Raw genomic sequence first — 11,203 nt, 5'->3', positions numbered from 1 at the left:
GGCCTCCCTGCCGAGCCTGCTGGCGGGCGTCGCCCGGCCTGTGGGGGGGCCGGGCTGGTCGTTCCTGCTGGCGGTGGAAGTGCTGCAGCAGCTGCACGCGGCGCGGCAGGAGCCGGCCCATGGCCTGACAGCGGCGCAACTGGCATGGCGGCTGCGCGTCGATGCGCTGCAGCTGGAGCCGGTGCTGGACGTGCTGACGGCCCTTGATTGGGTGGCGCGCATCAGCGAGGCCGCGGCGGACGATCCGGATACGGTGGACGCGCGCTACCTGCTGCTCGCGCGGCCCCAGGAGACCGCGATGGAGCCCCTAGTGCAGCGCCTGCTGGTCGGGCGCTGCGAGGCGCTGGAGCGCTTCTGGCACCACACGGGCATGGAGGCGCTCACGCTGGCGGACGTGTTGCAGCGCCCGGCGGCTGCGGCCCCTGCACCCGCCATGTTCCTCGAGGGCTAGCGGCGGGCGCCACCGTCCGTTCGCAGGTGCGAAGCCGATGAGGACGCGGGGACGGACGCCAGCAGCCGCTGGATCAGCTGGTCGTAGCCGATCAGCGCAGCCATCCCGATGGCGATCATTCCGGTGAGCGCGGGCAGGTCCATGGCGCTGACCACGGCGAAGCCGGTGGGCGTGGCATGGCGCAGCGTGGCGGGCGCCGTGCAGATGAAGTCGGCTGCCGCCATGCCGGTGTAGTGCATCGCGCACACGGCCACACCCATGACCAAGGAGGCGAGGCCGCGCATGGCCAGCGTGCGGGTGCGAAAGGCCAGCCACAGCGCCGCGCAGGCCGCCAGGACGGCGATTGCCACCGACAGCACGACGATGTCCAGCGACCACTGGATGAAGCCGGGAAAGCGCATCCCGAACATGCCCAGGTAGTGCACGAAGGCGACGCCCAAGCCCAGTGCCGTGCCGGCGAGGAGTACGCGCAGGCCGCTGTCCGGGCGCACGGCGACGAAAGCCAGCGCTCCGGAGGTGGCGGCGATGGCGGCCACCAGAGAAAGCAGCGTCTCCACCATGGAGTAGCCCGACCCCATCCCCAGGCGCAGCGCCAGCATGCCGGTGAAATGCATGGCCCACACGCCGATGCCGCCCAAGGCGGCGCCGGCCGCCAGCAGGTTCAGCCCGCTCAGCCGGCCGCCGTCCTGGCGGATGCGCCGCGCGGCCGTGAGGGCGATGAAGGAGCCGAGCACCGCGATGCAGTACGAAAAGATGACGAGGCCGGTTTCGTAGGAAGTCTGGGCGAGCTCGCCCACCTGGAGGGTTTCGTTCATGGGGAAGCAGTTGCCGCGCCGCTGGATGGGCCGGACATGGATCGTTGCGCCTGTTCTCGGCGAAAACAGGGAAACAAATGGTTGATGCGGATCAATGAATGTGAAATTCTATGGTCCGCTTTTCCCCATAGAAAATGCCTTAACCATCTTTGACAATTGCCGGGCCGAGACGGGCCTCGGGGCGCTTCAGTCGCCGGCGCCCGCGCCAAGCGCCCGCGCGGCCGCGGCGCCATGCAATGCCGCCCCCTCCAGCGTCGCCGGGTACGGCCCGGCCACGTAGTCGCCGCAGGCCAGCAGGCCGGGGGCGATCTGCAGCGCGGGCCGCACCAGGGCCGGCGTGCACAGGAAGGTGGCGCGCCGCTCCACCACGGTGCGCACCGCGCGCAACCCGGGCAGGGCAAGCTCGTCGGCCGCCTGTGCCAACACCTCGCGCTCGAGCACGGTGCGCTCGCCCTGGAAGGCACTGACGACGAAGGCCAACAGCCCTGGCGGCCCGCCGAGCTGGCCACGATCGAAGGCGAATTGCGCTGGCCGCGCCGGGCCGCTGCGCAAGGCCAGCATGGGCGAGGGCAAGACCGCGCCGGGGGCCTGCGGCAGCTCGGCATACACCGTGGCGATGGCGCCGAAGCGCAGGGCCTGCGCTTGCCCGGCCCAGGCGTCCAGGGCGGGGCGCTCGTGCGCCGGCACCGCGGCCTCGCGCACCAGCCGCGCGGCCTCTGTGCTGCCGGTCGCGAGGACCACCGCATCGAAGGCCTCGCCATCCACGCACCATCCGGTCCGTCCCGCGCGCGCCAGCGCCCGCGCGCGCTGGCCGGCATGCACTGCATGGCCCCGCTCGCGCAGCCAGCGCGCCGCAGGCCCGGGCCACAGCGCGCCGAGATCGCCTCGCGGCAGCAGCATGTTCGAGCCGCCCCGGCCGGCAAACAGGCTGTCCTGGACCACGCGCAGGAAGGTCTGGCCGCAGGCCTCGTGCGGCAGGGTGTTGAGCGCGGAGACGCACAGCGGCTCGATGAACTCGCGCAGCAGCCGCTGCGGCAGTCCATGGCACAGCTGTGCGACGCTGGCATCGGGAGCGCAGCGAAACCCCGCCAGGCGCCAGCGCGTGGCGCGCGCCAGCAGTGCCAGCCGCTCGCCCACGCTCCAGCCGCGCGCACACGCGATCCCGGCCAGCGCGTCCCATGGAGGCGCGAGATCGGGCAACGCCAAGCCGGTGCCGTCCGGAAAGCGCAGCGCCAGCGGCAGGCGCAGCAGCGCCTCGCCCACCGACACGCCCACGGCGTCCATGAGGGCCAGGCATTCCGAGTAGGCGCCGATCAGGATGTGCTGGCCGTTGTCCAGCTGCGCCTCGCGCCCGTCCTGCAGCCGCACGGACAGGGCGCGGGCGCGGCCGCCGAGGGTGCGGGCGGCCTCCAGCACGGTCACGCGGTGCCCTGCTTGGGCGGCGCGCACGGCCGCGGCCATGCCGCCCCAGCCGGCGCCGACGATGGCGACCCTCACAGCCGGCCCAGCGCCTGCACCTTCCACGCCAGCCAGAACTTGCGCAGCGGCGTCAGGCTGGTGCGCTGGTGCAGCACCTGGAAGCCGTCGGCCTCAATCTCGCGCAGCAGCGTGCGGTAGATGCTGGCCATCATCAGCCCCGGTTTCTGGGAGCGCGCGTCGGCCGCCGGCAGCAGGGCCAGCGCCTCGTCATAGAGCCGGTGCGCGCGCTCGGCCTGGAAGCGCATCAGCGCGGCGAAGCGGTCGGAATGCTGCCGCTGCGTGATCTCGTGCGCCTTGACGTCGAACTCTTGCAGCTCGGAGATCGGCAGGTAGATGCGCCCGCGCATCGCGTCCTCGCCCACGTCGCGGATGATGTTGGTGAGCTGAAAGGCCAGCCCGAGCCGGTGCGCATAGTGCGTGGTGGCTTCCTGGGTCTGGCCGAAGATGCGCGCCGCCACCTCGCCCACCACCCCGGCCACCAGATGGCAATAGCGCTCCAGGCCGGGGAAGTCGAGGTAGCGGGTCTGCGTGAGGTCCATCCGGCAGCCGTCGATGATGGCCTGCAGCGGCGCCTCCTCCAGCGAGAAAGGCCCGATGTGCGGCGCCAGGGCCTGGGTGACAGGGTGGCTCGGCTGGCCAGCGAAGGTCTTGGCGATTTCGGCGCTCCACCAATCGAGCTTGGCGCCCGCCACGCCGGGGTCGTGGACCTCGTCCACCACGTCGTCCACTTCGCGGCAAAAGGCATAGAAGGCCGTGATCGCGGCGCGCCGCGGGCGCGGCAGGAACAGGAAGGCGTAGTAGAAGCTGCTGCCGGAGGCGGCGGCCTTGTCCTGGACGTACTGCTCGGGGGTCATCGGGGCGCGATTGTCCCATGGGCGCGCCGGCCTCCCGGGCCGTGGGCTCACATGCGCAGCGCCCGCCCGGCCATGCGCAGCCAGTCAAGGGCGCCGAGCGTGGGGCGCTGCAGCAGGCTGGCGCCGCGAAGCGCCTCCACCTTGTCGAGGATCCGCAGGCCGCCCTGCACCACCAGTCGCAGCTCCCAGCCGGCGCGGCCGGGCAGCCGGTGCACGAGCGGCATGCCCTCGTGCATCAGCGCGCGCGCCCAGGCCGCGCAGTCGAGCACCAGGCGGTCGCTGGCCGGCGAGCGGCGCAGTGCCGCCAGGTCGGCCCGCGCCACGCCGTGGGCGGCGCAGTCGGCATCGCTCAGGTAATGGCGCCCGCGCGGCAGGTCCTCGCTCAGGTCCTGCCAGAAGTTGATGAGCTGCAGGGCGCTGCAGATGGCGTCGCTCTGCGCCAGCGAGACCGCATCCTGCACGCCATACAGATGCAGCAGCAGGCGCCCCACCGGATTGGCCGAGTGGCGGCAGTAGGCGAGCAGCGACGCCCGGTCGGGATGGGTCGCGCCGCAGGCGGTCATCCGCACGTCCTGCTCGAAGGCCGTCAGCAGGTCGGACAGCAGCGGCACCGGCAGCCCATGGCTGCGCAAGGCAGCGGCCAGGGGCCCGAAAACGAACGCCCAACGCGGCGCCGCGGGCGCGCCGGCGGCGGCCCGGTGCAGCTCGTGCCGGTAGGCGCGCAGGTCTGCCAGGCGCTGGGCGGCGCTGGCGTTGCCTTCGTCTGCCAGGTCGTCGGCGGTGCGCGCGAAGGCGTACAGGGCGGCGATGGGCGCGCGCAGCGCCGGCGGGCACAGCAGCGAGGCGACCGGGAAGTTCTCGTAGTGGGTCACGGGCGCGGCGACGGCGGCGGCGCCGGGTTGCACAGGTTTCACGCCGCCCATTGTCGCGCGGCGGCGAGCCGACGGGGCGCCGCGCCGGGCGCACGCGCAGGCCCGGATGGCGGAGCGCCGGCGGGGGCACGCGGGTAGCGTTAAAATCGGCCGTTTGACCTGATTCACCAGGGTGTCGGGCGCTTTGAGCGGCGGTGCATCCAGGTGCATGAAGCGATGCGCGGGTGGCGAAATTGGTAGACGCACCAGGTTTAGGTCCTGACGCCAGCAATGGTGTGGGGGTTCGAGTCCCCCCCCGCGCACCAAGGTGAGACGGCTGCCGATCGCGGCGCGCCCCCAGTGCGCCGGCATCCTCCACAACCCTGACACGAGAAAGCGAACACACCATGGCCGTAACTGTTGAGACCCTTGACAAGCTCGAACGCAAAATCACCTTGAGCCTGCCCCTTGCCGACATCCAGGGCGAGGTGGATGCCCGCCTCAAGCGCCTGGCGCGCACCGTGAAGATGGACGGCTTCCGCCCCGGCAAGGTGCCGATGAGCGTGGTGAGCCAGCGCTATGGCTATTCGGTGCACTACGAAGTGCTCAACGACAAGGTGGGGCAGGCCTTCAACCAGGCGGCCAACGAGGCGCAGCTGCGTGTCGCCGGCCAGCCGCGCATCACCGAAAAGGAAGGCGCGCCCGAGGGCGAGCTGGCGTTCGACGCCGTGTTCGAGGTGTTCCCCGAGGTCCAGCTCGGCGACCTGTCGACGGTGGAAGTGGAGCGGCTTTCCTCGGAGGTGACGGACGCCGCCATCGACAAGACGGTGGACATCCTGCGCAAGCAGCGCCGCACCTTCGCCCAGCGCGCCCTGGGCTCGGCCGCCGAGGACGGCGACCGCGTGACGGTGGACTTCGAGGGCAAGATCGACGGCGAGGCGTTCTCCGGCGGCAAGGCCGAGGACTTCCAGTTCCTGGTCGGCGAAGGCCAGATGCTCAAGGAATTCGAGGACGCGGTGCGCGGCATGAAGGTCGGCGAGAGCAAGACCTTCCCGCTGGCCTTCCCCGATGACTACCACGGCAAGGACGTGGCCGGCAAGACGGCCGACTTCCTGGTCACCGTGAAGAACATCGAGGCAGCCCACCTGCCGGAGGTGGACGAGTCCTTCGTGCGCTCGCTGGGCATCGAGGCCGGCACCGTGGAAGGCCTGCGCGAGGACATCCGAAAGAACCTCGAGCGCGAGGTGAAGTTCCGCCTGCAGGCGCGCAACAAGCAGGCCGCCATGGAGGCGCTGCTGTCCGTCGCCGAGCTGGACCTGCCCAATGCCAGCGTCGAGGCCGAGATCGGGCGGCTGCGCGAGAGCGCGCGCGCCGAGCTCAAGCAGCGCGGCATCAAGGACGCCGACAAGGCCGACATCCCCGACGACGTGTTCCGCCCGCAGGCCGAGCGCCGCGTGCGCTTGGGGCTGGTGGTGGCCGAGCTGGTGCGCGCCAACGACCTGCAGGCCACGCCCGAGCAGCTCAAGGCCCACGTCGACGAGCTGGCCGCCAGCTACGAGAAGCCCGAGGATGTGGTGCGCTGGTATTTCAGCGACCGCAACCGCCTGGCCGAGGTGGAGGCCGTGGTCATCGAGAACAACGTGACCGAGTTCGTGCTCGGCAAGGCCAAGGTCACGGACAAGGCCCTGTCCTTCGACGAGCTGATGGGCCAGCAGGCCTGAAGCAGGCCGAAAGTGGCCGCGCCGCCGGGTGCGGCCGGCGTGCCGGGGCTTGTGCTTTGCAGCGCAAGCCCCATTTGCTTTTCTGGATAAAGTACCGATTGCAATTGGAGAACTGACTACATGAGCGCACTCGACACCCAGGCCCTGGGCATGATCCCCATGGTCATCGAGCAGTCGGGCCGTGGCGAGCGGTCCTACGACATCTATTCGCGCCTGCTCAAGGAGCGCGTGATCTTCCTGGTCGGCGAGGTCAACGACCAGACCGCCAACCTGGTGGTGGCGCAGCTCTTGTTCCTGGAGAGCGAGAACCCGGACAAGGACATCTCGTTCTACATCAACTCGCCCGGCGGCAGCGTCACGGCCGGCATGGCGATCTACGACACCATGCAGTTCATCAAGCCGGACGTGTCCACGCTGTGCTGCGGCTTTGCCGCCAGCATGGGTGCCTTCCTGCTGGCCGCCGGCGCCAAGGGCAAGCGCTTCTCGCTGCCCAATTCGAAGATCATGATCCACCAGGTGCTGGGCGGCGCGCGCGGCCAGGCGACCGACATCGAGATCCACGCCCGCGACATCCTGCGCACCAAGGACCAGATGAACCGCATCCTCTCCGAGCGCACCGGCCAGCCGCTGGAGAAGATCAAGAACGATACCGAGCGCGACTACTTCATGACCGCCGACGAGGCGCGCGACTACGGCATCGTCGACCAGGTCATCGCCAAGCGCCCCTGAGCCGCGGCCCGGGAGGCGGGGCGTTTCCCTGGGGGGAAACGCCCTTTTTTATTTCGTTATCATCTTGACAACCACCCTTGTCATCCATAAGGCATTGCTTCCATGGCCGAGAAAAAAGGCTCTTCCAGCGAAAAAACCCTTTACTGCTCGTTTTGCGGCAAGAGCCAGCACGAGGTGAAGAAGCTGATCGCCGGCCCGTCGGTTTTCATCTGCGACGAATGCATTGACCTGTGCAACGAAATCATCCGCGATGAGCTGCCGGCCGATGCGCCCGGGCACGACGGCCGGGGCGAGCTGCCCACACCGGCAGAGATCAAGGCCAACCTCGACCACTACGTGATCGGGCAGGAGCGCGCCAAGCGCACCCTGGCCGTGGCCGTCTACAACCACTACAAGCGCCTGCGCCACAAGGAAAAGGCGAGCAAGGACGAGGTCGAGCTGTCCAAGAGCAACATCCTGCTGGTGGGCCCGACGGGTTCCGGCAAGACGCTGCTGGCGCAGACGCTGGCGCGCCAGCTGGACGTGCCCTTCGTCATGGCCGACGCCACCACGCTCACGGAGGCCGGCTACGTCGGCGAGGACGTCGAGAACATCATCAGCAAGCTGCTGCAGAGCTGCAACTACGACGTCGAGCGCGCCCAGCGCGGCATCGTCTACATCGACGAGATCGACAAGATCAGCCGAAAGAGCGACAACCCCAGCATCACGCGCGACGTCTCGGGCGAGGGCGTGCAGCAGGCCCTGCTCAAGCTCATCGAGGGCACGCTCGCCAGCGTGCCGCCGCAGGGCGGGCGCAAGCACCCGAACCAGGACTTCCTGCAGATCGACACCACCAACATCCTGTTCATCTGCGGCGGCGCCTTCGCCGGGCTGGAGAAGATCATCGAGGGGCGCACGGAAGCCTCCGGCATCGGCTTCGGCGCGGCGGTGCGCAGCAAGTCCCAGCGCTCGCTCACCGAGCTGTTCCAGGACATCGAGCCCGAGGACCTGATCAAGTTCGGCCTGATTCCCGAGCTGGTGGGCCGCATGCCGGTGGTCGCGGCCCTGGCGGAGCTCGACGAGGAGGCGCTGGTCAAGATCCTGACCGAGCCGAAGAACGCGCTGGTCAAGCAGTACAGCAAGCTGCTGGCGATGGAGGGCGTGGAGCTGGAGATCCGGCCCGCGGCGCTCCGGGCGATCGCGCGCAAGGCGATCGCGCGCAAGACCGGCGCGCGCGGCCTGCGCTCCATCGTCGAGCACGCGCTGATCGGCACCATGTTCGACCTGCCGCAGGCGTCCAACGTCGAGAAGGTGGTGGTGGACGAATCCACCATCGAGGAGGACAAGGCGCCACTGCTGGTCTACCGCGAGGCTGCCAAGACCGCCTGACGCCGACCGGCAGGCCTGGGCCCGGCGGCTGTGCCCTCCAGGAGGGCCGGGCGCGGGTCGACTCCTGGCGGGCCAGGCGCCGCCGGGTTGAAATAACTCGCCCATGGACCATATGCCATGGAGCTTTTCAAGGATTGCCCATGTCCGGACATACCCCCCTGCCAGACACGCCCATCGAGCTGCCGCTGTTGCCGCTGCGCGATGTGGTGGTCTTCCCCCACATGGTGATTCCGCTGTTCGTCGGCCGCGCCCGCAGCATCAAGGCGCTGGAGCAGGCCATGGAGTCGGATCGCCGCATCATGCTCGTGGCCCAGAAGACGGCCGCCAAGGACGAACCCGGCGTTGCCGACATGTTCGAGGTCGGCTGTGTCTCGACCATCCTGCAGATGCTGAAACTCCCCGACGGCACCGTCAAGGTGCTGGTGGAGGGCCAGCAGCGCGCTGCCCTGGTGCAGGTCGAGGACGGCGAGGACCTGTTCACCGCGACGGTGCACCCGCTGCCCGCCGAAGGCAAGGGCGCCGAGGCCACCAGCGAGATCGAGGCGCTGCGCCGCGCCGTGATGCAGCAGTTCGACCAGTACGTCAAGCTGAACAAGAAGATTCCTTCGGAGATCCTGGCTTCCATCAGCGGCATCGACGACGCCGGGCGGCTGGCCGACACCATCGCCGCGCACCTGCCACTCAAGCTGGAGAACAAGCAGGCGGTGCTCAGCCTTGCGAGCGTGAAGGAGCGGCTCGAGAACCTGTTCGAGCAGCTTGACCGCGAAGTCGACATCCTGAACGTGGACAAGCGCATCCGCGGCCGCGTCAAGCGCCAGATGGAGAAGAACCAGCGCGACTTCTACCTGAACGAACAGGTCAAGGCTATCCAGAAGGAGCTGGGCGAGGGCGAGGACGGCGCCGATCTGGAAGAGATCGAGAAGAAGATCAAGTCGGCCAAGATGCCTGCCGAGGCGCGCAAGAAGGCCGAGGGCGAGCTGAAGAAACTCAAGCTCATGTCGCCCATGTCGGCCGAGGCTACCGTGGTGCGCAACTACATCGACGTGCTGGTCGGCCTGCCCTGGAGCAAGAAGACCAAGGTGCGCCATGACCTGGCGCTGGCCGAGGAGGTGCTGAACGAGGACCACTACGGCCTGGAGAAGGTCAAGGACCGCATCCTCGAATACCTCGCGGTGCAGCAGCGCGTGGACAAGCTCAAGGCCCCGATCCTGTGCCTGGTCGGGCCGCCGGGCGTGGGCAAGACCTCGCTCGGCCAGTCGATCGCCAAGGCCACCGGGCGCAAGTACGTGCGCATGGCTCTGGGCGGCGTGCGCGACGAGGCGGAGATCCGCGGCCACCGCCGCACCTACATCGGCGCCATGCCGGGCAAGGTGCTGCAGAACCTGAACAAGGTCGGCACGAGGAATCCGCTGTTCCTGCTCGACGAGATCGACAAGCTGGGCACGGACTTCCGGGGCGACCCGTCGAGTGCGCTGCTGGAGGTGCTGGACCCCGAGCAGAACCACAAGTTCGGCGACCACTACGTGGAGGTCGATTTCGACCTGTCGGACGTGATGTTCGTCGCCACGTCGAACTCCATGAACATTCCGCCGGCGCTCCTGGACCGCATGGAGGTCATCCGCCTGTCGGGCTACACCGAGGACGAGAAGACCAACATCGCACTGAAATACCTGCTGCCCAAGCAGATGGAGAACAACGGCGTCCGGGAAGGCGAACTGGAAGTCACCGAGGCCGCCGTGCGCGACATCGTGCGCTACTACACGCGCGAGGCCGGCGTGCGTTCGCTCGAGCGCGAGCTGTCCAAGATCTGCCGCAAGGTCGTGAAGGCGCTGCAGCTCAAGCAGGTGCAGGCGCCGGTGAAGGTCGGGTCGGACAACCTGAACGATTATCTCGGCGTGCGCAAGTACAGCTACGGCCGCGCCGAGCACGACAACCAGGTCGGCCAGGTGGTGGGCCTGGCCTGGACCGAGGTGGGAGGCGACCTGCTGACCATTGAGGTGGCGACCATGCCGGGCAAGGGCACGATCCTGCGCACCGGCTCGCTGGGCGACGTGATGAAGGAATCGGTGGAGGCCGCGCGCACGGTGGTGCGCAGCCGCGCCCACGCGCTGGGCATTCGCGACGAAGCCTTCGACAAGCGCGACCTGCACATCCATGTGCCCGACGGCGCCACGCCCAAGGACGGGCCGAGCGCCGGCATTGCCATGGCGACGGCGATGGTCTCGGCGCTGACGGGCATCCCGGTGCGCGCCGATGTCGCGATGACCGGCGAGATCACGCTGCGCGGCGAGGTGACGGCCATCGGCGGGTTGAAGGAGAAGCTGCTGGCGGCGCTGCGCGGCGGCATCAAGACGGTGCTGATCCCCGAGGAGAACGTGAAGGACCTGCAGGAGATCCCGGACAACGTCAAGAGCGGCCTGGAGATCGTGCCCGTCAAGTGGATCGACAAGGTGCTGGAGGTGGCGCTAGAGCGCCAGCCGGTGGCGCTGACCGAGGAGGAGATCGCCGCCCAGGCGGTGGCGCGCGCGGCCGGCACGGCCCAGTCGCCGGCACCGGGCGCGCTGTCGCACTGAGGCGGGCGGGCGGGGCGCCCAGGCAAAGACGGGGAAATTGCGCGGCTCTTTGGCGCGGGACGCCAAAAATGCGTTAAACTTCCACCCATCGATGCACTGGCGTTGTACAATGCAAGGCTTCGGTCCATGCGGGAATAGCTCAGTTGGTAGAGCGCAACCTTGCCAAGGTTGAGGTCGTCGGTTCGAGACCGATTTCCCGCTCCAGATTTCCTTCAAAAAAGGGGTGCTGCGGCTCCCCTTTTTTGCAGGCCAGGAAGATTGGCGCGGTAGCAAAGCGGTTATGCACCGGATTGCAAATCCGTTGAGGCCGGTTCGACTCCGGCCCGCGCCTCCAGTCCATGTCCGCCGCCCTGTTGCGGCGG

General features: G+C 68.8%; 8 protein-coding genes, 3 tRNA genes and 1 pseudogene. 8 read left to right on the top strand and 4 right to left on the bottom strand.

Annotated elements, in window-relative coordinates; all coding sequences use genetic code 11:
- Nucleotides 1–451, top strand: a pseudogene (locus tag A612_RS02390) (YihY family inner membrane protein); the annotation flags it as partial.
- Here the strand turns inward: A612_RS02390 and A612_RS02385 are convergent.
- The 4 genes from A612_RS02385 to hpnC form a co-directional block, all read right to left on the bottom strand.
- Nucleotides 448–1,266 carry an MHYT domain-containing protein gene (locus A612_RS02385; RefSeq protein ID WP_019373005.1) on the bottom strand — a complete coding sequence of 273 codons (819 nt, stop codon included), beginning with the start codon at nt 1,264–1,266 and terminating at the stop codon, nt 448–450. The pseudogene A612_RS02390 and the gene A612_RS02385 overlap by 4 nt on opposite strands.
- A gap of 186 nt (nt 1,267–1,452) precedes the next feature.
- Nucleotides 1,453–2,763: a hydroxysqualene dehydroxylase HpnE gene (gene hpnE / locus A612_RS02380; RefSeq protein ID WP_019373004.1), complete on the bottom strand. Its 1,311-nt coding sequence runs from the start codon at nt 2,761–2,763 to the stop codon at nt 1,453–1,455.
- Nucleotides 2,760–3,599 (bottom strand): presqualene diphosphate synthase HpnD, encoded by an 840-nt coding sequence (gene hpnD / locus A612_RS02375; protein WP_019373003.1) that lies wholly within the window; start codon nt 3,597–3,599, stop codon nt 2,760–2,762. The genes hpnE and hpnD overlap by 4 nt, the downstream gene beginning before the upstream one ends.
- Before the next feature lie 47 nt (nt 3,600–3,646).
- Nucleotides 3,647–4,522 carry a squalene synthase HpnC gene (gene hpnC, locus A612_RS02370; RefSeq protein WP_019373002.1) on the bottom strand — a complete coding sequence of 292 codons (876 nt, stop codon included), beginning with the start codon at nt 4,520–4,522 and terminating at the stop codon, nt 3,647–3,649.
- A gap of 167 nt (nt 4,523–4,689) precedes the next feature.
- Between hpnC and A612_RS02365 the strand changes: the two genes are divergently transcribed.
- The 7 genes from A612_RS02365 to A612_RS02335 all read left to right on the top strand — a co-directional run bounded on the left by A612_RS02365 (nt 4,690) and on the right by A612_RS02335 (nt 11,175).
- Nucleotides 4,690–4,776: transfer RNA gene (locus A612_RS02365), tRNA-Leu, on the top strand.
- Nucleotides 4,777–4,857: 81 nt separating this feature from the next.
- Nucleotides 4,858–6,171, top strand: coding sequence for a trigger factor (gene tig, locus A612_RS02360; protein ID WP_040435713.1), 1,314 nt, complete (start codon nt 4,858–4,860; stop codon nt 6,169–6,171).
- A 120-nt stretch (nt 6,172–6,291) separates the two neighbouring features.
- The gene (gene clpP / locus A612_RS02355; protein WP_019373000.1) at nt 6,292–6,900 is read left to right on the top strand and encodes an ATP-dependent Clp endopeptidase proteolytic subunit ClpP; all 609 of its coding nucleotides are present in this window, start codon (nt 6,292–6,294) and stop codon (nt 6,898–6,900) included.
- A 102-nt stretch (nt 6,901–7,002) separates the two neighbouring features.
- Nucleotides 7,003–8,268, top strand: a complete 1,266-nt coding sequence (clpX, locus tag A612_RS02350; protein ID WP_019372999.1) for an ATP-dependent Clp protease ATP-binding subunit ClpX — start codon at nt 7,003–7,005, stop codon at nt 8,266–8,268.
- A 140-nt stretch (nt 8,269–8,408) separates the two neighbouring features.
- Nucleotides 8,409–10,841, top strand: a complete 2,433-nt coding sequence (gene lon, locus A612_RS02345; protein WP_019372998.1) for an endopeptidase La — start codon at nt 8,409–8,411, stop codon at nt 10,839–10,841.
- A gap of 128 nt (nt 10,842–10,969) precedes the next feature.
- Nucleotides 10,970–11,045 (top strand) — tRNA-Gly (locus A612_RS02340).
- A 56-nt stretch (nt 11,046–11,101) separates the two neighbouring features.
- Nucleotides 11,102–11,175 (top strand) — tRNA-Cys (locus A612_RS02335).
- The last annotated feature ends 28 nt before the right edge of the window (nt 11,176–11,203 follow it).

It is taken from the genome of Melaminivora alkalimesophila (genome assembly GCF_000282995.1).
GTDB lineage: Bacteria > Pseudomonadota > Gammaproteobacteria > Burkholderiales > Burkholderiaceae_C > Melaminivora > Melaminivora alkalimesophila.
The sequence above is the reverse complement of the archived record's forward strand: the minus strand, read 5'-3'. Positions and strand labels throughout refer to the sequence as shown.

Bases quoted from the DNA above. Each gene is read 5' to 3' on its own strand.
- clpP (WP_019373000.1), top strand. From the start codon at position 6,292: ATGAGCGCACTCGACACCCAGGCCCTGGGCATGATCCCCATGGTCATC.
- tig (WP_040435713.1), top strand. From the start codon at position 4,858: ATGGCCGTAACTGTTGAGACCCTTGACAAGCTCGAACGCAAAATCACC.
- clpX (WP_019372999.1), top strand. From the start codon at position 7,003: ATGGCCGAGAAAAAAGGCTCTTCCAGCGAAAAAACCCTTTACTGCTCG.
- hpnC (WP_019373002.1), bottom strand. From the start codon at position 4,522: ATGGGCGGCGTGAAACCTGTGCAACCCGGCGCCGCCGCCGTCGCCGCG.
- hpnD (WP_019373003.1), bottom strand. From the start codon at position 3,599: ATGACCCCCGAGCAGTACGTCCAGGACAAGGCCGCCGCCTCCGGCAGC.
- A612_RS02385 (WP_019373005.1), bottom strand. From the start codon at position 1,266: ATGAACGAAACCCTCCAGGTGGGCGAGCTCGCCCAGACTTCCTACGAA.
- lon (WP_019372998.1), top strand. From the start codon at position 8,409: ATGTCCGGACATACCCCCCTGCCAGACACGCCCATCGAGCTGCCGCTG.